The 24,422-nt window shown below is 71.9% G+C and carries 24 protein-coding genes; 16 read left to right on the forward strand and 8 right to left on the reverse strand.

The window, feature by feature from the left end; all coding sequences use genetic code 11:
* A partial coding sequence (locus ACE3O1_RS03430) for an efflux RND transporter permease subunit (RefSeq protein ID WP_374312436.1) occupies positions 1–2,689 on the reverse strand: 2,689 nt, incomplete at its 3' end.
* A 145-nt stretch (positions 2,690–2,834) separates the two neighbouring features.
* On the opposite strand from ACE3O1_RS03430, the gene ACE3O1_RS03435 reads away from it, so the two are divergent.
* On the forward strand, positions 2,835–3,479 hold the full coding sequence (locus ACE3O1_RS03435; RefSeq protein ID WP_374312438.1) for a TetR/AcrR family transcriptional regulator: 645 nt from the start codon (positions 2,835–2,837) through the stop codon (positions 3,477–3,479).
* A 6-nt stretch (positions 3,480–3,485) separates the two neighbouring features.
* Here ACE3O1_RS03435 and ACE3O1_RS03440 read toward each other — a convergent pair whose 3' ends face one another.
* The 3 genes from ACE3O1_RS03440 to ACE3O1_RS03450 form a co-directional block, all read right to left on the reverse strand.
* Positions 3,486–4,493, reverse strand: a complete 1,008-nt coding sequence (locus tag ACE3O1_RS03440; RefSeq protein ID WP_374312440.1) for an o-succinylbenzoate synthase — start codon at positions 4,491–4,493, stop codon at positions 3,486–3,488.
* 120 nt (positions 4,494–4,613) lie between these two features.
* Complete coding sequence (locus tag ACE3O1_RS03445; protein ID WP_374312442.1) at positions 4,614–6,275, reverse strand: alpha-amylase family protein; 1,662 nt, start codon at positions 6,273–6,275, stop codon at positions 4,614–4,616.
* Complete coding sequence (locus tag ACE3O1_RS03450) at positions 6,272–7,237, reverse strand: TIGR03885 family FMN-dependent LLM class oxidoreductase (RefSeq protein WP_374312444.1); 966 nt, start codon at positions 7,235–7,237, stop codon at positions 6,272–6,274. Before ACE3O1_RS03450 ends, ACE3O1_RS03445 begins: the two co-directional genes overlap by 4 nt.
* Before the next feature lie 135 nt (positions 7,238–7,372).
* Between ACE3O1_RS03450 and ACE3O1_RS03455 the strand changes: the two genes are divergently transcribed.
* The 5 genes from ACE3O1_RS03455 to ACE3O1_RS03475 all read left to right on the forward strand — a co-directional run bounded on the left by ACE3O1_RS03455 (position 7,373) and on the right by ACE3O1_RS03475 (position 11,766).
* A complete protein-coding gene (locus tag ACE3O1_RS03455) occupies positions 7,373–7,708 on the forward strand; it encodes a PadR family transcriptional regulator (RefSeq protein ID WP_374312446.1) in 336 nt (111 codons plus the stop codon).
* A 1-nt stretch (position 7,709) separates the two neighbouring features.
* On the forward strand, positions 7,710–8,672 hold the full coding sequence (locus tag ACE3O1_RS03460) for a permease prefix domain 1-containing protein (RefSeq protein ID WP_374312448.1): 963 nt from the start codon (positions 7,710–7,712) through the stop codon (positions 8,670–8,672).
* A 107-nt stretch (positions 8,673–8,779) separates the two neighbouring features.
* On the forward strand, positions 8,780–9,580 hold the full coding sequence (locus ACE3O1_RS03465; protein WP_374312450.1) for an LLM class F420-dependent oxidoreductase: 801 nt from the start codon (positions 8,780–8,782) through the stop codon (positions 9,578–9,580).
* Positions 9,581–9,600: 20 nt separating this feature from the next.
* Positions 9,601–10,509 carry a 1,4-dihydroxy-2-naphthoyl-CoA synthase gene (locus ACE3O1_RS03470; protein WP_374312452.1) on the forward strand — a complete coding sequence of 303 codons (909 nt, stop codon included), beginning with the start codon at positions 9,601–9,603 and terminating at the stop codon, positions 10,507–10,509.
* Between the two features lie 102 nt (positions 10,510–10,611).
* A complete protein-coding gene (locus ACE3O1_RS03475) occupies positions 10,612–11,766 on the forward strand; it encodes an AMP-binding protein (RefSeq protein ID WP_374312454.1) in 1,155 nt (384 codons plus the stop codon).
* Between the two features lie 4 nt (positions 11,767–11,770).
* On the opposite strand, the gene ACE3O1_RS03480 is transcribed toward ACE3O1_RS03475, so the two are convergent.
* The gene (locus ACE3O1_RS03480) at positions 11,771–12,154 is read right to left on the reverse strand and encodes a VOC family protein (protein WP_374312518.1); all 384 of its coding nucleotides are present in this window, start codon (positions 12,152–12,154) and stop codon (positions 11,771–11,773) included.
* 80 nt (positions 12,155–12,234) lie between these two features.
* On the opposite strand from ACE3O1_RS03480, the gene ACE3O1_RS03485 reads away from it, so the two are divergent.
* Positions 12,235–13,215 carry a 1,4-dihydroxy-2-naphthoate polyprenyltransferase gene (locus ACE3O1_RS03485; RefSeq protein WP_374312456.1) on the forward strand — a complete coding sequence of 327 codons (981 nt, stop codon included), beginning with the start codon at positions 12,235–12,237 and terminating at the stop codon, positions 13,213–13,215.
* A 52-nt stretch (positions 13,216–13,267) separates the two neighbouring features.
* Here the strand turns inward: ACE3O1_RS03485 and ACE3O1_RS03490 are convergent, their stop codons facing one another.
* Positions 13,268–13,570, reverse strand: coding sequence for a DUF4229 domain-containing protein (locus ACE3O1_RS03490; RefSeq protein WP_374312458.1), 303 nt, complete (start codon positions 13,568–13,570; stop codon positions 13,268–13,270).
* A gap of 100 nt (positions 13,571–13,670) precedes the next feature.
* On the opposite strand from ACE3O1_RS03490, the gene ACE3O1_RS03495 reads away from it, so the two are divergent.
* The 3 genes from ACE3O1_RS03495 to ACE3O1_RS03505 all read left to right on the forward strand — a co-directional run bounded on the left by ACE3O1_RS03495 (position 13,671) and on the right by ACE3O1_RS03505 (position 16,938).
* Positions 13,671–14,153, forward strand: coding sequence for a PLDc N-terminal domain-containing protein (locus ACE3O1_RS03495; RefSeq protein WP_374312460.1), 483 nt, complete (start codon positions 13,671–13,673; stop codon positions 14,151–14,153).
* Between the two features lie 2 nt (positions 14,154–14,155).
* Positions 14,156–15,967 carry a 2-succinyl-5-enolpyruvyl-6-hydroxy-3-cyclohexene-1-carboxylic-acid synthase gene (menD, locus tag ACE3O1_RS03500; RefSeq protein WP_374312462.1) on the forward strand — a complete coding sequence of 604 codons (1,812 nt, stop codon included), beginning with the start codon at positions 14,156–14,158 and terminating at the stop codon, positions 15,965–15,967.
* Between the two features lie 107 nt (positions 15,968–16,074).
* Positions 16,075–16,938, forward strand: coding sequence for a polyphosphate kinase 2 family protein (locus tag ACE3O1_RS03505; protein WP_374312464.1), 864 nt, complete (start codon positions 16,075–16,077; stop codon positions 16,936–16,938).
* Here the strand turns inward: ACE3O1_RS03505 and ACE3O1_RS03510 are convergent.
* Positions 16,935–17,699 carry a class I SAM-dependent methyltransferase gene (locus ACE3O1_RS03510; protein WP_374312466.1) on the reverse strand — a complete coding sequence of 255 codons (765 nt, stop codon included), beginning with the start codon at positions 17,697–17,699 and terminating at the stop codon, positions 16,935–16,937. The two genes, ACE3O1_RS03505 and ACE3O1_RS03510, sit on opposite strands and share 4 nt — an antisense overlap.
* A gap of 80 nt (positions 17,700–17,779) precedes the next feature.
* Between ACE3O1_RS03510 and ACE3O1_RS03515 the strand changes: the two genes are divergently transcribed.
* Together ACE3O1_RS03515 and ACE3O1_RS03520 are read left to right on the forward strand one after the other, a co-directional pair.
* On the forward strand, positions 17,780–18,133 hold the full coding sequence (locus ACE3O1_RS03515; protein ID WP_374312468.1) for a PadR family transcriptional regulator: 354 nt from the start codon (positions 17,780–17,782) through the stop codon (positions 18,131–18,133).
* On the forward strand, positions 18,130–19,026 hold the full coding sequence (locus ACE3O1_RS03520; RefSeq protein WP_374312471.1) for a permease prefix domain 1-containing protein: 897 nt from the start codon (positions 18,130–18,132) through the stop codon (positions 19,024–19,026). Before ACE3O1_RS03515 ends, ACE3O1_RS03520 begins: the two co-directional genes overlap by 4 nt.
* Before the next feature lie 223 nt (positions 19,027–19,249).
* Here the strand turns inward: ACE3O1_RS03520 and ACE3O1_RS03525 are convergent, their stop codons facing one another.
* Positions 19,250–20,542: an isochorismate synthase MenF gene (locus ACE3O1_RS03525; protein ID WP_374312473.1), complete on the reverse strand. Its 1,293-nt coding sequence runs from the start codon at positions 20,540–20,542 to the stop codon at positions 19,250–19,252.
* A gap of 22 nt (positions 20,543–20,564) precedes the next feature.
* On the opposite strand from ACE3O1_RS03525, the gene ACE3O1_RS03530 reads away from it, so the two are divergent.
* The 4 genes from ACE3O1_RS03530 (at position 20,565) to ACE3O1_RS03545 (ending at position 24,411) form a co-directional block, all read left to right on the forward strand.
* A complete protein-coding gene (locus tag ACE3O1_RS03530) occupies positions 20,565–21,104 on the forward strand; it encodes a DUF402 domain-containing protein (protein WP_374312475.1) in 540 nt (179 codons plus the stop codon).
* A gap of 98 nt (positions 21,105–21,202) precedes the next feature.
* Positions 21,203–21,871 (forward strand): bifunctional demethylmenaquinone methyltransferase/2-methoxy-6-polyprenyl-1,4-benzoquinol methylase UbiE, encoded by a 669-nt coding sequence (gene ubiE, locus ACE3O1_RS03535; RefSeq protein ID WP_374312520.1) that lies wholly within the window; start codon positions 21,203–21,205, stop codon positions 21,869–21,871.
* 55 nt (positions 21,872–21,926) lie between these two features.
* Positions 21,927–22,982, forward strand: coding sequence for a polyprenyl synthetase family protein (locus ACE3O1_RS03540; RefSeq protein WP_374312477.1), 1,056 nt, complete (start codon positions 21,927–21,929; stop codon positions 22,980–22,982).
* 55 nt (positions 22,983–23,037) lie between these two features.
* A complete protein-coding gene (locus ACE3O1_RS03545) occupies positions 23,038–24,411 on the forward strand; it encodes an FAD-dependent oxidoreductase (RefSeq protein ID WP_374312479.1) in 1,374 nt (457 codons plus the stop codon).
* The last annotated feature ends 11 nt before the right edge of the window (positions 24,412–24,422 follow it).

A 24,422-nucleotide genomic window follows, 5' to 3' on the forward strand; every position in this document is an offset into this window, starting at 1 on the left:
GGGCCGGGGGGGGGTGGTCGCGGGTGTCGTTGCGGTCTAACACGCCCCGCCACGTCCGCCCGCGGAGCGCACGGCGCAGCTCGCGCACCGGATCGTCGGCGTCGCCGAGCAGCGCGACGCCCACGTGCGCACGGACCCATGCCGCACGCTCCGGCAGCAGGTGCCCGGCCACGCGCAGCAGGCCGTCGCTCGGGGTGAGACGTCCGGCGACCGTCAGCCCGAACGCGCGTGCGGCACGGGCGTCGCCGGTGACGAGAAGGGTGCCGCCCGGCTCGACGCGGAACGACGCCTCGTCGAAGAGGACCACATCGCCCGCGGCTCCGCCGTCGGCGCGCACCGCCACGCGCTCGCCGACGAGCGCGGCCGTCGTGTGGGGCTCGGGCCACTGCGCGAGCGACAGCTCGCGCTCGACGGCCTCGCCCTCGATGTCGAAGTGCGGGAGCGTCCGCTCGAGCCAGCGCGGCATCCACCATGCCTTGTCGCCGAGCAGCGCCATGACCGCCGGGACCAGGGTCATGCGCACGAGGAACGCGTCGACGGCGATGCCGACGGCGAGGCCGAGCGCGATCGGCTTGATCGAGGCGTCGCCCTCGGGCACGAACGCCGCGAAGACGGCGAACATGATGATCGCGGCCGCAGTGACCACCCGCGCGGAGGCGGTGAAGCCCGAGCGCACCGCGCCGATCGCGATGTCGCGAGCCCCACGGGTGGCGTGGCCGCCGCCACGGCGTGCGTGGACGTAGTCCTCGCGCATGCGGCTGACGAGGAAGACCTCGTAGTCCATCGCGAGGCCGAACAGCACGCCCATCAGGATGATCGGCATGAAGCTGATGACCGGGCCCTCGCGCGTGACGTGCAGCAGGTCGGCGCCCCAGCCCCACTCGAAGACGGCCGCGACGACGCCGAAGGCGGCGAGCACCGAGAGCAGGTAGCCGAGTGCGGCCTTGATCGGCACCCAGATCGACCGGAACACGATCATGAGCAGCACGAGCGAGAGCCCGACGACGAAGACGCCGAAGGGGAGCAGGGCCGCGCCGAGGCGGTCGGAGATGTCGATGCCGACGGCGGTGAAGCCCGTGACCTTGAGGTCGACGCCGTACTCCTCCTCGAGCTCGGGGGCGAGGGCGCGGAGGTCGCGCACCAGCTCCGCGGTCGCGGGGTCGTCGGGCGCCGTCTCCGGCACGATCTGGACCAGGCCCGTGTCGGCCGTCTCGTTGGGGGTCGCGAGCGCGATCTCCTTGACACCGGGGACCTGCTCGATCTCGTCGGCGAGATCGGCCATGAGGCCGAGCGGGTCGGTCGAGGTGACGATCGTGCCCGTCATGATGAGGGGACCGTTCGAGCCCGGGCCGAAGTGCTCCGCTGTCAGGTCGTAGGCCTGGCGTGCCTGGCTCGTCTCGGGCTGCTGGCCCGCGTTGGGGAGGGCGAGTCCGAGGCTGGCAGCCGGGATCGCCATCACGCCGAGGGTGAGCACGACCGCGATGGTCGTGATGACGGGATGCCGCGTCACGAGCATGACCCAGCGGTTCATCCTCTTCACGGGCGCGGCCGCGGCGGCGGCGGCGGGGGCGTCCGCATCGGCCGGCACCGGGGCCTCCTCAGCCGCGGCGGTCCCGCGGCGGCGCCGCGAGGACAGCGCGACGCCGCGACGCGCGCGGCCGTGGCCCCATCCGGCGACGCGGTCCTTGGCGAAGCCGAGCAGCGCCGGCGTGAGCGTGACGGCGACCACGACGGCGATCGCGACGGCGACCGCGGCGGCGATGCCCATCGTGGTGAGGAACGGGATGCCGGCGAAGCCGAGGCCGATGAGCGCGATGAGCACGGTCACGCCGGCGAAGACGACGGCGGATCCGGCGGTGCCGGTGGCGCGGGCGGCCGACTCCTCGGGCTCCACACCCGCGCGCACCTGGTCCTGATGTCGCGCGACGATGAAGAGGGCGTAGTCGATGCCGACCGCGAGGCCGAGCATGATCGCGAGCATCGGGGTGGTCGACGAGATCGAGGCGAAGGCGGTCGACACGTAGATGAGTGCGATCGCGAGTCCGACGCCGATCAGGGCCGACACGAGCGGGAACCACGCGACCGCGAACGAGCGGAACGTCACGATCAGCACGAACAGGGCGATGAGAACGCCGACCGCCTCGATCAGCGAGAGCGCGGGGACGGACTGCGAGAAGAGGTCGCCGCCCATCGCGACCTGAGAGCCCTCGGGCAGCGTCTCGCGCAGGTCGTCCGCGACCTGCTGGAGGCCCTCCTTCGTCTCGTCCGAGACATCCGTTGCCTGCCCGTCGAACTGCAGGCGGATGATCGCGGCCGACTCGTCGTCGGAGACGAGGCCGCTCACCATCTCGTCGAACGGGTCGGTCACGGCGATGACGCCGTCGAGGTCCTCGAGGTGCGCGATCGTGTCGTCGATCTCGGCGGCGTAAGGGTCATCGGTGACGACGTCGCCGTCGTCGGCCACGATGACGAGCTGCGCACTCGTGCCACTCGCCTGCGGGAAACTGCGGTCCAGCAGCTCGATGCCCTCCTGCGCCTCGGTCCCGGGGATCGAGAAGGAGTTGTCGGTGCCCTTCATGAACACCGCGGCGCTGCCGCCGGCGATGCCCAGCAGAAGAAGCCAGGCCACGAGCACCCGCCACGGGTGGCGGTAGGACCAACGGCCGAGGGCATACAGCAGGGTGGACACAGCGCCTCCGCGTTCCGGGTGGGATCAGGGTCTTTCGATACAGCGCTGTATCGGATACATGAGTGTATCGTAGAGCCGACGCCTCACTCGAACCTGAGTCTTGCGTGTGTGTTTCGATGGACGGACGAGGGCGGAAGGAGCACCGATGACCGACACCGTCGCGGTGACGTCGCGCCGCCGGGAGGCGACGCGACAGAAGCTGCTGGATGCCGCGGCCCAGGTCTTCGCCGAGGTCGGCCTGGACGCGGCATCCGTCGAGGCCATCTGCGAGCGTGCGGGCTTCACGCGGGGCGCCTTCTACTCGAACTTCGAGACGAAGGACGAGCTCTTCCTCGAACTGGCCGCCAACGTCGCGCGCTCGCGCGTGGCCGCGGTGCGGGGACGCGTCGGCGACCTGGAGCGGGCGGGTGCGTTCGAGGACGCCGCCGGCGACGCCTTCGAGATCATCCAGCAGGTGCTCGACGTCTCCGCCGATGATCGGCTGGGTGTGCTCCTCATGAACGAGATCCGCATCCACGCGCTGCGCAACCCCGAGCTGGCGTCCGCGTACCTCGCCCAGGACGATGAGATGCGAGAGAGCGTCGCCCAGATCATCGAGGACATCGGTCGCGCGAACGTGCTGCGCTTCCGCCTGCCGTCGGACGCCGCGGCGCGCCTCATGCTCACCGTGTGGGAGGGCTCGGCCGTGCGCTCCGTGATGGCGGGCCTCGACTACGACGAGATGTGCCGCCGCACCAACGAAGAGCTGGCCCGCGTCGCTCAGCTCATCATCGAGCCGCCGCAGGCCTGAGCGCGCTCAGCGCGCCGCGAGCACAGCGTGGCAGCGCGCGAGCCGATCGAGCCACCAGTCCCGACGGTCAGCGGATGCCGCGTTCCCGGCGAGCAGGTCGGCGTCGGGGCTCACACGGCCGACGCGGAGCATCCCGTCCCGCGGCACGAGCGGCCAGGCGGTGACGTCGGCGGTGAACAGCGAGGCCGTGCCGAGCCCGCAGTCGTAGTCCAAGTCGGGTAGGGCGGCGGCCAGGGCGAGGCCCATGGAGAGGCCGATCGACGTGTCGAGGGCGCTCGACACGATCGCGGGAAGCCCGGCCTCGGCGACGATCTCGAGCGCCCGGCGCACCCCGCCGAGCGGCTGCGCCTTCACGACGAGCAGATCCGCAGCGCCCGCCCGCGCGACTGCGAGGGGGTCGGCCGCCTTGCGCACGCTCTCGTCGGCGGCGACCGGGATTCCCATGTACTTCACGCGACGGCGCAGCTCGGCAAGCTCCTCGACGCTCTCGCACGGCTGCTCGGCGTACTCCAGGTCGTACTCGGCGAGGGCATGGAGAGCCCGCTCGGCCTCGTCGACGTTCCAGGCGCCGTTCGCGTCGACGCGCACGCGGCCTTCCGGCCCCATCGCGTCGCGCACGGCGGCCACGCGCGCGACGTCGTCGGCGAGGCGCTGTCCGGGTTCGGCCACCTTGACCTTCGCGGTGCGGCAGCCGTCGAATCGCGCCAGCACGTCGCGGACGGATGCCGCATCCACCGCAGGCACCGTGGCGTTGACCGGCACCTCGCTCCGGACGGCGGCGGGCTGCGGCATCCACCCGAAGTCGATCGCCGCGGCGAGCCAGGTCGCCGCCTCGGCATCGGCGTACTCGGTGAACGGCGAGAACTCGGTCCATCCCTCGGGCCCCTCGAACACGACGGCCTCGCGCACGTCGACGCCGCGGAAGCGCGTGGCGAGCGGCAGCGCCACGACGTGTGCGCTCGCGAGGAGCTCGGAAAGCGGAGGGACGGGCGCCGGGGTGCTCACGCTCCCCATCATGCCCGGGTCAAGGCCCGGCGCCCGCCGAACCCCGGGATTCGCGCCGAATCACCGGGCGCTGCCCCGGGATTCGGCGGGGATCCGGGGATTCGATGCAACGGCCGCCCGCCGACGCGCTCAGCCGACCCGGTCGTCGCCGGGCCGCGCGACGCGCTGCCAGGACCAGCCGTAGGGCGCCAGCTCGATCTCGTACCGACCGCGGTCGTCCAGCGGCGCCCGGCCCGCGCCGAACAGGTCGCTCATCGCCGTCCCGTCGGGCTCGTCGGGCAGTGCGATGCGGACGGTCTGCGGCTCTTCCGTGAAGTTGTGGAACGCGACCATGCGTCCGATGTCGGCGGTGAGCGAGTGGACCAGCACGCCGGGGGCATCGTGCTCGAGGATCTCGAGCTCGCCCCAGCCGATCTCGGGGGAGATGCGGTAGCGCGCGGCCAGCCGGCGGATGAAGTGCAGGAGCGACTCCTCGTCGTTCATCTGCCCCGACGCGTTGACGTGCTCCGGCGAGAAGCCGCCCTCCGGCGGCTGGGACGCGAGGCGGCCCGGCGCCGCGCTCGAAAACCCGCCGTTGCGTCCGTCGTGCCACTGCATGGGCGTCCGCACCGACATCCGCCCCGGGATCTCGGGGTTCTCACCCATGCCGATCTCCTCGCCGTAGAACAGCACGGGGGTGCCGGGCAGCGAGAAGAGCAGGCTGTAGACCATCCGGATGCGTCGCGGATCACCGCCCAGCATCGTCGGAAGGCGCCGCGTGATGCCGCGGCCGTAGACGCGCTGCTTCTCGTCGGGTGCGAACGCCTCGAACACCTCTTCCCGCTCGGCGTCGGTGAGCTTGTCGAGGGTGAGTTCGTCGTGGTTGCGCACGAAGTTCGCCCATTGCGCCTCCGGCGCGATCGTCGGCCGGCCGCGCAGCGCCTTCGCGAGCGGACGAGGGTCGGAGCGCGTGAGCGACAGATAGAGCGCCTGCATCCCGATGAAGTCGAACTGCAGGGTGAGCTCCTCGCCCTTGCCGCCGCCGAAATACGTCTTCTGGTCGCGGTAGGGCAGATTCACCTCGCCGAGCAGCACGGCCTCCTTCGACCGCCGCTGCAGGAATCGCCGCAGATCACGCAGGTACTCGTGGGGGTCGGTGAAGTCGGCGCCCTCGGGCACCTCGAGCAGGAACGGCACCGCGTCGACGCGGAAGCCCGAGATCCCCAGCTGCAGCCAGAAGCCGATCGTCTTGGCGATCTCGTCGCGCACGGTCGGGTTGGCGATGTTCAGATCGGGCTGGTGGCTGTAGAAGCTGTGCAGGTAGTACTGGCCGGTCTTCTCGTCGAGCTCCCACAGCGTGCTCTCCTCGCCGGGGAACACCGCATTGACGTTGTTCGCCGGCGGCTCGTCGCGCCACACGTAGAAGTCGCGGAACGGCGACGTCCGCGACCGGCGGGCGGCCACGAACCACGGGTGCTTGTCGGAGGTGTGGTTGACCACGAGGTCGACGATGACGCGGATGCCGCGATCCCGCGCCGACCGGATGACCTCGACGAGATCCCCGTGGTTGCCGAGGCGGGGGTCGACGCCGTAGAAGTCGGTGACGTCGTAGCCGTCGTCGCGGTCGGCCGTGGGGTAGAACGGCATCAGCCACAGGCACGTGACCCCGAGGTCGGCGAGATAGTCGATGCGGCGGCCGAGCCCGGTGAGGTCGCCGATTCCGTCTCCGTTCGAGTCGAGGTAGGTCTCGACGTCCAGGCAGTAGACGACCGCGGACTTCCACCAGAGGTCGCCGGTGTCGGTGATCTTCACAGTGCCCTCCGCAGCGCGGGGAGCAGCTCGTCCCCGGCCCGGTCGAGGAACGCGTCCTGGTTCTTGCCCACGTGGTGCAGATACACCCGGTCGAAGCCGATCCGGACCAGCTCGGCGATGCGCTCGGCGAGGGCCGCGGCATCCGCGTCCACCAGCACCGCCTTGCGCAGCTCGGCCTCGTCCGGGTCGGCGACGGCGGCATCGAAGTCCTCGGGCTGGTCGAAGTCCCACGCGCGGGGCGGCCCGATGAGCCCGTTCGGCCACTGGTCCTCCGCGAGAGCGAGGGCTGCGGCATCCGTCTCGGCCAGCGACAGGTGCACCTGCAGCACGCACGGTCCCTCGCCGCCTTCCGACCGGTACGCCTCCACCACGCGCCGGAGCGCCTCGGGGGATTGCGCCACGGTCGCGAGGCCGTCGACGCGGCCGGCGAGCCAGCCCGCGGTCTCGGCGCTGACCGCCGCGCCGAGCAGCGGCGGAGGCGTCGCCGGGCGCGACCAGATGCGCGCCCGGTGCACGCGGACCTCGCCGTCGTGCGTGACCTCTTCGCCCGCGAGCAGGCGGCGGATCACGGTCATCGACTCGTCGAGACGGGCGTTGCGGCGATCCTTGGCGGGCCAGGGGTCTCCGGTGACGTGCTCGTTCATCGCCTCGCCGCTGCCCAGGGCCGCCCAGAAGCGCCCGGGGAACATCTCCTCCAGAGTGGCGACCGCCTGGGCGATCACAACGGGGTGGTAGCGCTGGCCGGGAGCGTTGACCACGCCGAGCGAGAACGAGGTCGACGCGAGGGCGGCGCCGAGCCACGACCAGGCGAAGCCCGACTCGCCCTGGCGCACTCCCCAGGGCGCGAGGTGGTCCGAGCACATGGCCGCGTCGAAGCCGGCCTGCTCGGCGGCGACGACGGAGCGGAGGAGCGCGCTGGGGGGCAGCTGCTCGTGGGAGGCGTGATAGCCGACGAGAACCATGCGCCGAGTCTTCGCGCCGAGCCGGGGCGGTTCAAGGGTCTTGCGGGGTCGGCGGGGCGCCGCCGTAGCAACAACGCGCGTGAGCCTTCAATGTGCGCTTGACTATAGTGTGCGTCGCACAGTATGGTGTGACGCATGAGCGAAACCGAGATCCTCGAGACGCACCTGCAGGAGCTGCGGCGCGGCACGATCGTGCTCGCGTGCCTGCGACTGCTCGAGGCTCCCGGCTACGGATATGGCCTGCTCGAGCAGCTGGGGGAGCACGGCTTCCCCACCGACGCGAACACGCTGTACCCGCTGCTGCGGCGCCTCGAGAAGCAGGGCTTCCTCACGAGCGAGTGGAACACCGACGAGGCCCGGCCCCGCAAGTTCTACCGCACCAGCGCCGCCGGCACCCGCCTGGCGAGCGCCCTCACCGCCGATTTCCGCTCGATCGCGACCGCGATCGACGCCCTCCCCGAGGAGAATTGAGATGACTGCCACCCCCACCCTCACCGACCGCTACGTGGATGCTGCGATGCGCACCGTGCCCGAGGCGCAGCGTGCCGACCTCGCCGCGGAGCTGCGCGTGTCCATCGAGGACCAGGTCGAGGCGCGCGTCGAGTCCGGCGAGGCGCGTGACGTCGCCGAGCGGGCCGTGCTGACCGACCTCGGCGATCCCGACAAGCTCGCCGCCGGATACACCGACCGCCCGCTGTGGCTCGTGGGTCCGCGGTACTTCCTGCAGTGGTGGCGACTGCTCAAGCTGCTGCTGTGGATCGTGATCCCGTGCGCCGTGTTCGGCGTCTCGCTCGCGATGGTGCTCGACGGAGCGTCGTTCGGCGAGATCATGGGCGCCATCTGGCCGCTCGCGCTCACCGTGGGCGTGCACCTGGCGTTCTGGACGACACTCGTGTTCGTCATCGTCGAGCGCAGCGAAGGCCGGGGGAAGACCCTGGAGTTCGATCAGTGGACCGTCGACGACCTGCCCGAGCCTCGGCCTCGCGGCGCCGGCCTCGGCGACCTGGTCGCCTCGCTCGTGTTCCTCGTCGTCGCCGCGGGCGCGATCCTGTGGGACCTGTTCGTCGGATTCGTGCCCACCGAGCCCGGCCTGTCGTTCCTCGACCCCGGGCTGTGGCCGGCGTGGATCCTCGGCCTGTTCGCCCTCATGGCGCTCGAAGCCGGTCTCGCCGTCACGGTGTACGCGATCGGACGCTGGACCGTCTGGCTCGCTGTGGTCAACGGCATCCTGAATGCGGTCATCGCCATCCCGGCGATCTGGCTGCTCATGCAGGGCGAGCTCATCAACCCGGCCTACTTCCCGGCCATCATCGGCGAGGGCGGCGCCGAGGTCGGCGCGATCGTCTCCACCGTCGTCGGATTCGTGATCGCCGGCATCGCCGTGTGGGACACCGTCGACGGCGCGCTCAAGGCTGCCCGCGCCCGCAAGCCCTGAGCCACCATCCGTTTGTGCGGGCGAATGCCTGCGTGGCGCCTCGATGCTCCGGCCATTCGCCCGCACAAACGGCCCAGTCGGTGTGGGAGCGGAAATAGGCTGAATCCATGCCTCTGCTCGACACTCCGGTGCGCCTCGGCGTCCAGCTGCAGCCCCAGCACGCTCCCTACCCGGCCTTCCGCGACGCGGTCATGCGGCTCGAGGAGATGGGGGTCGACATCCTCTTCAACTGGGACCACTTCTTCCCGCTCTCGGGCGACCCCGACGGTCTGCACTTCGAATCCTGGACGATGCTCGCCGCCTGGGCCGAGCAGACCGAGCGCGTCGAGTTCGGCGCCCTGGTCAACTGCAACAGCTACCGCAACCCCGACCTGCAGGCCGACATGGCCCGCACGATCGACCACATCTCCGCCAAGGGCGGCACCGGCCGGTTCATCTTCGCGACCGGCTCCGGCTGGTTCGAGCGCGACTACGCGGAGTACGGCTACGAGTTCGGCACCGCAGGCTCCCGGCTCGACGACCTCGCTGAGGGTCTCGCCCGCATCGAGGCCCGCTGGGCGAAGCTGAACCCGGCGCCGACCCGCGACATCCCCGTCATGATCGGCGGCAAGGGCGAGCAGAAGACCCTGCGCCTCGTCGCCCGCCACGCCGACATCTGGCACAGCTTCGTCCGCCCGGAGGACCTCGCCCACAAGCTCGACGTCATCGAGCGCTGGGCCGAGCGCGAGGAGCGCGACACCTCAGGCCTCGTCGTCTCGAACGAGCTAGACCGGCGGGGCGAAGCCGTCGCCGACGAGCTCTACGACGCCGGGGTGCGCCTGTTCACGCTCGCGTTCCACGGACCCGACTGGGACTACGACCTCGTGCGGTCGTGGCTGCGCTGGCGCGACGCCAAGAACGGGGCCTGAGCCGCGGCATCCCGCCGAATATGCTGGAAGCCATGGTCTCTGAGCTCTTCGACGAAGACGAATGGATGCCGGCACCCGGCGCCGACCGGTACACCGACGTCACGTCGCACGTGTCGAAGGACGGGCGAATCGCCCGCATCGCGTTCGACCGTCCGGAGGTGCGCAACGCCTTCCGCCCGCACACCGTGGACGAGCTGTACCGGGCGCTGGACGCGGCCCGGCAGGACCCGCGCATCGGCGTCGTGCTGCTCACCGGCAACGGCCCGAGCCCGAAGGACGGCGGCTGGGCCTTCTGCTCCGGGGGTGACCAGCGCATCCGCGGCCGCGACGGCTACAAGTACTCCGAGACCGATGCGGTCACCGATCCCGCTCGCGCAGGGAGGCTTCACATCCTCGAGGTGCAGAGGCTCATCCGGTTCATGCCCAAGGTCGTGATCGCCGTGATCCCGGGGTGGGCGGCCGGCGGCGGGCATTCGCTGCACGTGGTCTGCGACCTGTCGATCGCGTCGGCCGAGCACGGCCGGTTCAAGCAGACCGACGCCGACGTGGGATCGTTCGACGCGGGCTACGGCTCGGCGTACTTCGCCCGGCAGATCGGGCAGAAGTTCGCGCGCGAGGTGTTCTTCCTGGCTGAGGAGTACTCCGCGCAGCGGGCGTACGAGATGGGCGCCGTCAACCGGGTCGTGCCGCACGCCGACCTCGAGCGCGAGGCGGTGGCGATGGCCCAGACGATTCTCACGAAGTCGCCGACGGCGATCCGCATGCTGAAGTTCGCCTTCAACGCCGTCGACGACGGCCTGGTCGGCCAGCAGGTGTTCGCGGGCGAAGCGACGCGCCTCGCCTACGGCACCGACGAGGCGGTCGAGGGGCGCGACGCGTTCCTCGAGAAGCGCGATCCGGACTGGTCGCCGTACCCGTGGCAGTACTGATCCGATGAGCGCCGGCGAAACTCCACGGAACTGCTCGCTCCCGGCCGCAGTCGGGGCCCGGAGCGGCTTTCGGCGCCCCGATCCGTGGAGTTCTGCAGACCGATGAGGCTCGAGCCCGTGGTCGGCGACGATCCCCGCGACATCCTGCGGGGGCTCCGCGGCGCCCTCCACGGCGCGGGACCCGCCCTCGGCCTCGGGCTGGTGAGCGGCCTGCCGAGCGACGTGCGCGCCGGGACGGCGGTGGTCGTGACGACGTCGGGCTCGACGGGCGTGCCCAAGCGGGTCGTCCTCAGCCGCGACGCCCTCACCGCGAGCGCGCTGGCCACGGCGGAGCGGGTGGGGGAGGGGGCCTGGCTGCTCGCCCTGCCCGCGAGCTACGTGGCGGGGCTGCAGGTGCTCGTGCGGTCGATCGTGGCCGACCGCGAGCCGGCCGTCATGACGGGCGCGTTCGCGCCGCAGGCGTTCGCGGCCGCCGCGCTGATGATGGCCTCGAGCGAGCACGGCCGGCGCATCCCCACGTACACGTCGCTCGTCCCGGCGCAGCTGGCGACGCTCCTCGACGCCGCGGCGACCGACTCCGCCGTGCTCACCGCTCTGCGCTCGTTCGAGGCGATCCTGGTCGGCGGGCAGGCGCTCCCGCCCGCCCTCCTCGAACGCGCGCAGGAGGCCGGGGCGCGCATCGTCCGCACCTACGGCTCGACAGAGACATCGGGTGGGTGCGTCTACGACGGGGTGCCGCTGCGCGGGGTGAGCGTGCGCATCCGCAAGGGCGAGGTGCAGGTGGCGGGGCCGACGCTGGCCGACGGCTACCTCGGGGAGCAGGAGAGGACGGATGCCGCGTTCCCGCGCGATCCCGACGGCACCCGGTGGTACCGCACCGGCGACGCCGGCCTCTTCGAGGACGGGGTGCTGCGCGTGCGCGGGCGGATCGACAACGTCATCGTGTCGGGCGGGATCAACGTGTCGCTGGACCGCGTGGAGCGCATCGTCCGGACCGTCCCGGGCCTGGACTCGGCCGTGGTCGTCGGGGTTCCGGACGCGCGCTGGGGCGAGGCATCCGTCATCGTGGCGACGCGGGGAGAGGCGCTGCGCCGCAGCGAGGCGGTCCAGCTCGAGGAGGCTCGTGCGGCCGTGAAGGACAGCATCGGCGCCCACGCGCGACCTTCACGGCTCGTGCTCGTGGACGAACTCGAGACGCTGCCGTCGGGCAAGCCGGACCGCGAGGCGATCCGCCGCGCGGTCGCGTCGCTGCACTGACGGCTCAGGCGGCGCTGAACGGGCCGGTGTCGACCACGCAGAAGCGGTTCCCCTCGGTGTCCTCGAGGACGATCCAGTCCGCGTCGTCGGGGTAGTCGTCCCAGTCCACCTCGCGCGCGCCGAGCGCGAGCAGGCGCGCGACCTCGGCCTTCTGATCCTCGGCGTAGATGTCGAGGTGGATCCGCGGCGGGTAGTGCTGCGGGTACCCGGTCACCGAGAGCGCGAGGCTCGCGCCGGGCGCGGCCCAGGTCGTCTTCCCCGGCGGGTCGAGGATCACCCAGTCGTCGCTGGGCTCGCTGCGATTCACGTACCCCAGCGCGGCGCGCCAGAAGTCGCCGGCGCGCTGGATGTCTTCGACGGTGAGGACGGTCGATCCGATGCTCAACATGGGCACAGCCTGCGACACCTCCGGGTGGATCGCCAGGGGCTTGCGGGAGTTCATCGCGACGCCCTCTAGGATGACCACTCGTGGCAGGCACTCCCAGCAAGAAGCGCAAGCACCCCGGTCCGAAGAAGCAGGCGCCGCGCGGCAATCCGCAGCGGGCGCACCAGCCGCGCGCCCCCCGCGCCGTCGAGCCGGCGACGTCGAGGGACTGGATCGCCGCCGCACGCCTGCGCACCCTGCCCCTCGCCTTCACGCCGGTCCTCATCGGGACGGGCGCGGCGATGCTCGTGGTCGACGATTTCCACTGGGTCATCGCGCTGTTCTGCCTCATCGTGTCGGTGTCGCTGCAGATCGGCGTGAACTACGCGAACGACTACAGCGACGGCATCCGGGGCACCGACGACCACCGCGTGGGACCCGCGCGCCTCACCGCGTCGCGCAAGGCGTCTCCGCGGGCGGTGCTCGGCGCTGCTCTGCTGTTCTTCGGCATCGCGGCCGTCGCGGGCCTTGCGATCACGATCCGCACGCAGCAGTGGTGGCTCATCGCGGTGGGGGCGGTGGCGATCGTCGCGGCGTGGCTGTACACCGGCGGCAAGCGGCCGTACGGCTACTACGGTCTCGGCGAAGTCATGGTGTTCGTGTTCTTCGGACTCGTGGCGACGCTCGGGACCACATGGGTGCAGGCGTTCTCGCTGCCGCAGGAGGCATGGTTCGGCGCGGTCGCCGCCGGGCTGCTCGCGTGCGCGGTGCTGCTCGCCAACAACCTGCGCGACATCGACCAGGACCGCGCGGCGGGCAAGCGCACACTGACGGTGCTCATCGGCCGCACCGCCACCCGCTGGCTCTTCACGGTCTTCGTGCTCGCCCCGTTCGGCATCGCGGCGTTCCTCGCGCTGTTCTACCCCATCGCGTGGCTCACGCTGCTGGTGCTGCTCGCCGCGCTGCCCGCCATTCTGATCGTGTGGACGTACCGCGACCCGCGGGAGCTCGTCGTCGCCCTCGGCCTGACCTCGCTGACCTCGGTGGCCTACGGGGCGTTCCTGCTCTGGGCGTTCGTGGGCTGACGCCCCGCGCGGCCGCCGCCGCGGTGACGAAGCCGGGTCCTACCAAGCCGGGTCAGTCGGCAGGGCGGTGATCGGATGCCGCGCCCGGCGCGCGATCGTCGGCGGCGGTGTCCTCGGCCTCTTCGTCGGTCGCCGCGCGCCGCGCGCGCTGCCGTCGCTCGGCCAGGCCGGCGGTCATCTCGTCCAGCGGCCGCCGCAGGAAGAGCATCGACAGGCTGAGGCCGATGAGGGCGGCGAAGATCGCGGAGAGCCAGTAGTACTCGCGCATGATCGGGAAGAGCATGAATATCCCGAACGGGACCAGGAACGCGAGGAGCCGCAGCACCGAGTAGGTCAGGGCGGAGCGGGCTTTCACCCGTCCATCGTAATCGAGGGCACAGGCGCCGCCGCGGGCGCAGGCGACGGTTCGGTCACGAGAAGGCCTCCGTGCGTCCGGGCTCGCCTAGGATGGGAGCATGACGCGGGCCCTGCTCATCCTGGCCCTGGTGGCGACGGCTTTCTGGGTCTACACGATCGTGGACTGCGCCGTGCAGCCGCCCAGCCGCCACCGCGGCGTGAGCAAGCCGGTCTGGATCCTCATCGTCGTCGTGATCCCCGTGCTCGGCGGCCTCCTGTGGCTCCTGGTCGGCCGCATGCGGCGCTCGACGATCGCCGCCCGCCGCGCACCCGACGACGACCCCGAGTTCCTCGGCCGCATCGGCACGATCTCCGACCAGGACGAGCGCATCCGCCGCCTCGAGGAGGAGCTCGCTCAGCTCGACGCCGAGGACGACGATCCGCGCTGGTCCAGCGGAGACCCGTCCGCGGCCGCCGCAGCCGGCGCGGAGACCGCGACACCCGGTGCTCCGGCTCCCGCGGCACCGGACACTCCCGCCGAGCCTCCCGTGCGCCCGGCCGACGGCGACGACGAGCGCGGACAGCGCGGGGCCGTCGGCTGACCGTGTCAGGCGCCGAGCGCGGACTCGCCTCCGCCGCCACTGACGCTGCCGCCGCCCTGCTGAGCCGCCTGATCGAGCTCGGCGTCGCGCATGTCGTGCTGAGCCCGGGCTCCCGCTCGCAGGCGCTCGCCCTCGTCGCCGCCGAACTGGAGCGCCGGGGCGTGCTGCGGCTGCACGTGCGGATCGACGAGCGCGTCGCCGGGTTCACCGCCCTCGGCATCGGACGTGAGACGCGGATGCCGGCTGTCGTGGTGTGCACATCGGGCACCGCGGTCGCGAACCTGCTTCCGGCCGCGCTCGAGGCGCACCACGCCGGGGTGCCGCTCCTGCTCCTCACCGCGGACCGGCCGCCGGAGCTGCGCGGCGTCGGCGCGAACCAGACGACGCGCCAGCCGGGGATGTTCGCCCCCAACGTGCGGTACGAGGCCGACCTTCCCGTTCCCGAACAGTGCGATCCCGGCGGCGACGAGGACCAGAGCGTGATGTTCCGGCGCGTCGCGGACGAGGCCGTCGCGGCCTCACTCGGCGTAGGCCTCCGCTCGCCGGGGCCGGTGCACCTGAATCTGCCGTTCCGCGAGCCGCTCGCCGGAGACCTGCCGGAGTGGTTCGGGATGCCGAGCCCCGAACTCGCCGTCGCCCACGACGCGCACCCCGACGGTCCGCCGGCCGCCGAGATCCCCGAGGACGAGGCATCCGGAGCGCTCTACCAAGGAGGGGGCGGCATCGGGGAGTCCGACATGCCTGAGGACCCGGACGAGCGCCCGGTCGTCCTGGTGCCCGGCCCGCGCACCGTCGTGATCGCCGGCGCCGACGCCGGGGCGGATGCCGAGACCCTCGCCCACGCCGGCGGATGGCCCCTGATCGCCGAGATCGTCAGCGGGGCGCGCTTCGGCCGCCAGCTGGTGCACGGCTACCGCGAGCTGCTGCGCGACCCCGACCTGGGCGGGCGCATCGAGCGTGCGGTCGTCCTCGGGCATCCGACCCTGAGCCGTGAGGTCGCGGCGCTGCTGTCCGACCCCGAGGTCGAGGTGATCGCCGTGCGGGGTCCGGGGGAGCCGCTCAATCTCAACGGCGCGACCACCGCCGTCGACGCCCTCGCGGTCGCAAGGGGCGACGCGGATCGCGAATGGCTCGGGGCGTGGATGCACGCGTCGCGCGAGGCATCCATCGACCTCGCCCCGCCCGCGCCCGATGCCGAAGGGCTCGCCTCGGCTGTTCCGCAGGAGCGGCTCGGCGCCATCGCCGCGGAGCTCGCGGCCGTGCGCGCGCCGCTCGATCGTGCCGCGCTCGTCGACGCGGTGTGGCGCGCGACGTGGCCGCACGACCGGCTCGTGTTCGGCTCGTCGCGCCTCGTGCGCGTCGCGGATCAGGTGCTGGGCGGCAAGAAGGTGCCGGTCCACTCGAACCGCGGCCTCGCGGGGATCGACGGCACCGTCGCCACCGCGACCGGCATCGCCCTGGCCAGCCAGATCGAAGGTCGGCCCGGAGTCACGCGCGTGCTGCTCGGCGACCTCGCCCTGCTGCACGACGTCGGCGCCCTGCTCCTTCCGCCGTCCGAAGCGGAGCCGCGGATCCAGGTGATCGTCGGCAACGACCACGGCGGCACCATCTTCGACGGGCTCGAGGTCGCAGCCGTCGCCGGACCCGAGGCGATGGACCGGGTGCTGCTGACACCGCATGCGGTGCGGTTCGAGCATCTGGCCGTCGCATACGGCTGGGAGTACCGGCGCGTGACCACCCGCTCGGCGCTCGATCAGGTGCTCACCTCACCGGTCGGGGGCCGGCAGCTCATCGAGGTTCCGCTCGAGCGCTGAGCCGCGGCATCCGTGCTCCGTCGCTCCGGAGGCGCCCGCTCTCGAGCACGCACGAGAAACGGCGGATGCTGCTGACGCGCCCGGTCCACGCCCTGCATGATGGGCACATGACTGCGACGAGCCAGAAGCACTGGACCGGCGAGGCCGGCGAACTGCTGCGCGTGGGCGAGGGCTTCGTGCTCGCCGACGTCGATCCGTCCGACACTCCGGGGTATGGGAAGGACAAGGTCCAGGCCGCGGAGGATCTCGCAGCCGGCGCGAAGCAGCTGGACGAGTACCAGGACCGGCTGTTCGCGCAGAGCCGGGTCGACGCGACCGATGCCGCCGTGCTGCTGGTGCTGCAGGCGATGGACTCCGCGGGCAAGGGCGGCATCGTGCGGCACGTCGTCGGGTCGGTCGACCCGCAGGGCGTGTCGATCACGGCGTTCAAGAAGCCGACGCCCGAGGAGCTGGAGCACGACTTCCTGTGGCGCGTCGCCAAGCGCGTCCCCGAGCCCGGCTTCATCGGGGTCTTCGATCGCTCCCACTACGAGGACGTGCTCATCGGGCGCGTGCGCGAGCTGGCCCCGCACGAGGAGATCGAGCGGCGGTACGGGGCGATCAACACCTTCGAGAAGCAGCTGACCGGGTCCGGCACGCGCATCGTCAAGGTCATGCTGCACATCTCGTCCGACGAGCAGAAGGAGCGGCTCAACGAGCGCCTCGAACGCCCGGACAAGCACTGGAAGTACAACCCCGGCGACGTCGACGAGCGTCAGCTGTGGCCGAAGTACATGGATGCCTACCAGCAGGTCTTCGAGCGCACGTCGACCGACCACGCGCCCTGGCACGTGGTGCCGGCGAACCGCAAATGGTACGCCCGCCTCGCCGTGCAGCACCTGCTGCTGGAGGCGCTGGAAGAGATCAACCCGCAGTGGCCCCCGGCGACCTTCGACGTGGAGGCCGAGAAGAAGCGGCTCGCGCTGACCTAGACCGCCGCGCTGCCGCGGGCCGCCCACGCGGTCGCGGTGATCCTGAAGGCCCCGGACGGCAGGAGCTCCGCCGCCCGCTCCCGCACGCGGCCGCGGTCGGCCTCGGAGAGCTGGGCGAGCTGCTGCCCGGCGGGGGCGACGCCGAGCGTGTACGGCTCCCACCACTCCTCGAAGGACGCGAAGTCCACGACGACCGAGAGCTGCGCCTCCTCGACGCCCGAGCATCCGGCCCCTCGCAGCAGCGCCGGGATGTCGCCCTCGCTCGACCCGGTGCGGCGCGACTCGTCCTCGACCCCGGGAACGACCGAGCCGAGAGCCGACCAGAAGATGCTCTGGGGCGCGCGCCCGCCGGCGAAGTCCCACACGCACGCCGCGACCGTGCCGCCGGGCCGGGTGACCCTGGCCATCTCGGAGAGGCCTGCCGCGGCATCCGTCATGAAGTGCACCACCAGCTGCGCGAGCGCCGCGTCGAACGTGTCGTCGTCGAACGGCAGGGCCTCGGCGGATCCGTGACGGAGGTCCGCCCAGGGGAAGCGCGCGCGGGCGGTGGCGAGGAAGCTCTCGGACGGATCGATCCCGGCCACCTGATCGGGCGCGGTGCGCGAGGAGAGGGCGGCCAGGAGCGCTCCGGGCCCGCAGCCGACGTCGAGCACGCGCGCCCCGGGGGCGATCGCGGCCCAGTCGGCGAACTCGGTCGCGAGGGGCCGGGAGAAGCGGCCCATGAACCGGTCGTACGCCTCGGCGGCGACGTCGAACGACATGGCGCGAGTCTAGGCGCGAGGCAGGTGATCCGGTATAGATGCGTGCGGCGTCAAGTACTTGATGTGATACAGTACTCGACATGACAAAGGACGACGCCTTCGCAGCCGACCTGCTGCGCGGCCACACCGAGACCATCGTGCTCGGTGTGCTGCGGCGCGGCGATCGGTACGGCTTCGAGATCTACAAGACGATCCGCGACGCCACCGGCGGCGACCACGAGATCAAGGAAGCCACGCTCTACGCGACCTATCGCCGGCTCGAGAAGGACGGACTCGTCGAGTCCTACTGGGGCGACGAGACGCAGGGCGGCCGCCGCAAGTACTACCGCATCACCGACGCGGGGCGTGCGGTCTTCCGCAGCAACGTCGCCGCCTGGACGGCGACCCGCCGCATCATCGACTCGCTCCTCGACGTGAAGGACCCGCAGCAATGACCGAGAACACCGACCTCCACCGCCTCCTCGACGAAGCGTTCAGCGGCGTCGAGATGACCCCCGACGCGCAGGATCTCAAGGAGGAGGTGCGGGCGAACCTCGTCGCGCGCACGTCCGAGCTCGAGGCATCCGGCGCCCTCCCCGCCGAGGCGGCGCGCACCGCGGTGGCCGAGCTGGGCGATGTGCGCGAGCTCCTGGACGACGGGACGGATGCCGCGTCCCCGCGTGGCCTCGCGGGGTACGCCGCGCTGCAGCAGAAGCACCGCGTGCGTCCGAAGCCCGCGTTCGTGGTGCGCGTCGTGCTGTGGTCGGCGATCGCCGTCGTGGGCATCTCGCTCGGCATTCTCAGCGCGGTCGGCGTGCTGCCGATCATCGTGTGGGGTCAGGTGGCGCTGTTCGGCTTCGCCTCCACCGCTCTCGGCCTGCTCGTCGGGGACTCGCTGTCGCAGGAGACCACGACGAACCACCCCATGCCGTCGGGGCGCGCGGGCGCCTACGCGCTGGCGACCTTCCTCGCGGCGTACGGGATCGGTTTCGGCGCGCTCGTCGCCTTCGGCACGATGCCCGTGTGGGGGATCGTCTTCGCAGCCCTCGGCGTGATCACGTCGATCGTCCTGTTCGCCTTCCTGGGCGCGACGCAGACCAACCGGCACAAGGCCTGGACGCGGCGCGCGCTCGCCGACGAGCCGGCGAACCGGTTCGAGCGCGAGCCCGAGACCGCCGCGCGATTCGGCATCTACACCGCCGCGATCTGGATCGTGACGTTCTGCGTGATCGCGGTGCTCGTCTTCACGGTCGGCTGGTGGTGGGCTCCCGTCGCCTTCGCCGGCGGCTTCGCGCTCATGATGCTCGTGCTGGCGCGCATGCTCTTCGCCCCCGACAGGAAGGCCTGACCCTCGCCCGGCCGGATCCGGCGCCCGGCCCGCTCCCTCGCCCGGCCGGCTCCGGCGCCCGGCCCGCACTAACTCCTCAAGATCGGGCTCCCGGGCGCCGGATCGGGCCCGAAACGGCCGTTTCGGCGCCGGATTTGAGGAGTTCTGCAGGCGGCGCGGGGGCACAGGCCGGCGGAAGGCCAAGACCGAGCCCGGACCCGGCCCCGGCCCGGCGAAGCCGGGGTCAGGCGAGGGCGTCGACGATCGGGCGGAACTTCACGCGGGTTTCGAGCAGCTCCGTCTCGGGGTCGCTGCCGGCGACGATCCCGGCTCCGGCGTGCGCGACGACCGGGATGGTGTCGCTGAACTCCGCGAAGCCGCGCACGGGCTCGATGCCGATCTGGGCGCAGCGCAGGGCGATCGCCCACTCGCCGTCGCCCTGGGCGTCGACCCACCCGACCGGTCCGGCGTAGCGCCGGCGGTCGAACGGCTCGATGCGGCGGATGACCTCCATCGCGGCCTCCGTCGGCGTCCCGGCCACGGCGGCGGTCGGGTGCAGCGCCGCGACCAGGTCCAGCGCGGAGGCGTGGTCGGCGATCTCGCCGGCGACGTCGGTCGCCAGGTGCCACAGGTTCGGCAGCTCCAGCGCGAACGGCTCGTCATCGGCGCGCAGCGAGCTCACGTGCGGCGCGAGCGCGTCGAGCACGCTCTGCACCGCGAACTGGTGCTCGTCGAGGTCCTTCCCGCTGTGCGAGAGGCGGAAGGATGCCGCGGCATCGCCTTCGTTGTCGGCTCCGCGGGGGATTGTCCCGGCGAGGACGCGGGCCGTGACCTCGCCCCCCGAGACGGTGACGAGCGTCTCGGGGCTCGCGCCGATGAGTCCGTCGACGGCGAAGGTCCATGTGTCGAGGTAGCCCGTGGCCAGGGCGCGCACCAGGCGGCGGAGGTCGGCCCCGGCCGGCACCGTGCCCACGAGGTCGCGCGCGAGAACGACCTTGCCGACCTCGCCCGCGGCGATCGCGTCCAGACCCGCGCGCACGGCCGCCTGGTAGCCCTCGGGGTTGAGCGCACCGGGGCCGAGGGTCGCCGACCAGTACGGTCCGTAAGGCACGGGGGCGACCTGCGGCGCCGCCACGGTGGACGCGGTCGAGCGGATCGTCGTGATCCAGGCGCGCCCCTCCCGGTGGCCGACCACGGCCTGCGGCACGATGAGGCGGCTCGACGCCTGGGACCGCGGATCGAAGGCCAGCGTGCCGAAGGCCACGAGCCCCGTGCCGTGCACTCCGACCGGATCGTCGACCTCCGCCAGCGCGGCGATCTCGCGCCACGTGTCGGCCGGCGACGGCAGTGTGCGGGGGTCGAAGCCCGCCGCGCCGGTCTCGTAGCCGACGACCATGTGCCCCACGCCGACGATGCCCTCGCCGCGGCGAAGCCAGGCCAGCGGGGAGCGAGGATCGGCGAACGCGAGCAGATCCTCGACGGGATCGATCTCGCGGGTCTCGACCACCAGCTGAGGCGGGCGGTGCGGGAAGGTCACACGTCAAGCCTAGACTCGCTCCGTGACCGAAGACGCCCGCCCAGAAACGGGCACGCGCCTGCTGTTCCGGTGGCGCAAATGGGACGGCGGGCCGCACTGGATCCACGAGTGCGTGTACCTCGGCAGAGACCGCTGGGGGGACTGGTTCGGTCAGCTCCCCGGGTGGGACAGCTCCCGCCCCGGCCGCACGTTCGCGCCGCAGCATCCGAACGTCACCCTCCTCCCGCCGAGCGGCGACTGGGTGTACACGCACAACGCCGCCCCGCACCGCACCCGCACCTATATCGACCTGGCGTGGGACGTCCGGTGGGAGGGCGCCGAGCCCACCGGCATCGACATGGACCTCGACGTGGTCGACCGTGAGGACGTCGGCGTCTACATCGACGACCAGGACGAATGGGACGAGCACCGGGTCGCCTACGGCTACCCCCTCGAGGTCGTCGCGCGGCTCGAGGCGCTCGCGCTCGATCTCGAGCGCCGCGTGATCGCCCGCGAGGCGCCGTTCGACGACGCGACACCCGGCGGGTGGCTCGCCCGTCTCGCCGGTCTCGACCTCGAGTGAGGCCGGACCGCGCCTAGACTCGAGCCGTGGCATCCCACCCCTCCGAGCACGAGCCGAACCGCGCCGACCTGCACAAGGACCCGTCGCGCGTGAGCGGGATGTTCGACCAGGTGGCGCCGGCGTACGACCGCACCAACACCGTGCTGAGCATGGGCAACGACCGCTTCTGGCGCGCCGCGACGACCAGGGCGGTCGCCCCTCGTCCGGGCCAGCGCATCCTCGACCTCGCGGCCGGGACCGGCGCCTCGAGCGTCGCCCTCGCCCGCAGCGGTGCGACCGTCGTCGCCGCCGATTTCTCGCCCGGAATGATCGCCGAGGGCAGGCGCCGGCACGGCGGAATCCGCAACCTGTCCTTCGTGCAGGCCGACGCGACCGACCTCCCGTTCGGGGATGCCGAGTTCGACACCGTGACGATGTCGTTCGGCCTGCGCAACGTCAACGAGCCCAAGAAGGCTCTCGCCGAGCTGCTGCGCGTCACCCGCCCCGGCGGCCGGCTGGTGGTGTGCGAGTTCTCGCATCCGCCGTCGCGCGCCTTCCACGGCCTCTACCGGTTCTACAACGACCGAGTGCTGCCCGTCGTCGCCAAGGCGATGAGCTCGAACGCCGAGGCGTACGACTACCTCAACGAGTCGATCCGCGACTGGCCGGACCAGCGCACACTCTCGGCGTGGATCCGGGAGCAGGGGTGGACGGATGTCGCGCACCGCGACCTGTCGATGGGCATCGTCGCTCTGCACCGCGCCACGAAGCCGACCGATCGCGACTGAGCGCGAGTCGGGTCCCGCCGCGATCGGCGGTCACGGGCCCCGGTAGGCTGGGCGTGTGACTCCCTCAGCGCAGGGCTCGCGCATCGCGGGCAAGCTGGGCCTGACCGACCGCATCTTCGCCGGACCCCGGTCCCGCAAGCTCCACTCCGCGGTCGAGGCGGGCCTGAAGCGCGTCGACGTCGCGCTCGAGCGTGAGCTGCGGAGCTCCGATGCCCTTGCCGACACGACCAGCCGCTACCTGTACGAGGCAGGCGGGAAGCGGATCCGGCCGGTCCTCGCGCTGCTGACGGCGCAGCTCGGCGAGGGCGCGACCGATCGCGTGATCGACGGCGCGACCGCGCTCGAGATGACCCACCTCGGCTCGCTCTACCACGACGACGTCATGGACGCTGCCGACAAGCGCCGCGGCGTTCCCAGCGCCCACGAGGTGTGGGGCAACAGCGTCGCGATCCTCACCGGCGACCTCCTCTTCTCGCGGGCCAGTCAGATCATGGCCCGCCACGGCGACCGCGCCATCCAGTTGCAGGCCGACACGTTCGAGCGCCTCGTGCTGGGGCAGATGCACGAGACCGTCGGCCCGCAGGAGGGCGACGACCGCGTCGCGTTCTACCTGCAGGTGCTCTCCGACAAGACCGGATCCCTCATCGCTGCGGCCGCGCAGGCCGGCGTGATCTTCTCGAACGGTCCCGAGGAGTTCCAGCAGCCTATGGTCACGTTCGGCGAGAAGGCGGGCGTCGCCTTCCAGCTGCTCGACGACGTCATCGACCTCTCCGCGGACCCCGACGAGACCGGCAAGGTCCCGGGAACCGATCTGCGAGCGGGCGTGCCGACGATGCCCTATCTGGTGCTGTCGGAGCGGACGGATGCCTCGGCCCGGGCGCTGCGCGACCGCATCGACGAGGGGGTGGCCCGCATCGCCGACGGCGCGGACGCCGGTATCCTCGACGACGCGCTCACCGAGCTCCGCGACCACGAAGCGACCCAGGCCACGCTCGACCTCGCCCACGCGTGGTCGAACGAGGCGGTCCAGGCTCTGGATCCGCTGCCCGACGGCCCGGTGCGAGAGGCGCTCTCGCGCTTCGCGCAGGCCGTGGCCGACCGCTCGAGCTGAGCGCGCGCGCCGGGCGCGGCATCCGATCTCCGAAGGACACCCGAAAGGACCTCCCATGACCAAGCTCCGACTGGCGATCGTCGGCGCGGGCCCGGCGGGCATCTACGCGGCCGACATCCTGCTCAAGGCCGAGCGCAAGTTCGACGTCTCGATCGACCTGTTCGAGCAGCTTCCCGCGCCGTACGGGCTCGTGCGCTACGGCGTCGCTCCCGACCACCCGCGCATCAAGGGCATCATCACGGCCCTGCGCGAGGTGCTCGACCGCGGGGACATCCGCATCTTCGGCAACGTGCGCTTCGGCGAGGACATCTCGCTCGAGGACCTCAAGCACCACTACCACGCGGTGATCTTCGCGACCGGCGCCGTCCGGGACGCGAGCCTGGACATCCCCGGCGTCGACGCCGCGGGCTCCTACGGCGCGGCCGACTTCGTCAGCTGGTTCGACGGGCACCCCGACGTGCCGCGCGACTGGCCGCTCGACGCCGAGTCGGTCGCCGTGATCGGCAACGGCAACGTGGCGCTCGACGTCGCGCGCATGCTCGCCAAGCACGCCGAGGACCTGCTGCCCACCGAGATCCCCGACAACGTCCACGCGGGGCTCGCCGCCTCGAAGGTGACGGACGTGCACGTCTTCGGCCGCCGCGGCCCCGCGCAGGTGAAGTTCACGCCGCTCGAGCTGCGCGAGCTCGGCGAGCTGCGCGATGTCGACATGGTCGTCTACGACGAGGACTTCGACTACGACGAGGCGTCCAAGGCGGCGATCGCGAGCAACAAGCAGGTGCTCGTCATCGACCGCGTGCTGCAGTCGTGGCGGAAGCGGGATTCCGTCAACAACGCCGGGGGCTCGGCGTCGCGCCGCCTCCACTTCCACTTCTACGCCAAGCCGCTGGAGATCGTGAAGGATGCCGCGGGCCGAGTGGCCTCGATCCGCTACGAGCGCACCCGTCCCGACGGCGAGGGCGGCGTCGAGGGCACGGGCGAGATCCGCGAGGTTCCGATCCAGGCCCTGTACCGCGCCGTCGGCTACTTCGGCTCCCCCCTTCCCGGCGTGCCGTTCGACAAGCGGCACGGTGTCATCCCGAACCACGAGGGCCAGGCGCTGCACAAGGACTCGAACGAGCGGGTGCCGGGCGTCTACGCGACCGGGTGGATCAAGCGCGGCCCGGTCGGGCTCATCGGGCACACGAAGTCCGACGCGATGGAGACGATCCGCCACCTCATCAACGACCAGGGCTCGTGGTGGAACCCGGAGGACCCGTCCGAGGCGGCCATCCCCGCCCTCCTCGCGCAGCGCGGCGTGCGCTGGACCGACCTCGAAGGCTGGCACCGTCTCGACGGGCACGAGGTCGCCCTCGGCGCCGCGCGCGAGCGCGCCCGCATCAAGGTCGTGCCCCGCGACGAGATGGTGCGCATCTCGCGCGGCGAGTAGCGGGCGGACGC

The organism is Microbacterium sp. (assembly GCF_041909575.1).
Lineage (GTDB): Bacteria > Actinomycetota > Actinomycetes > Actinomycetales > Microbacteriaceae > Microbacterium.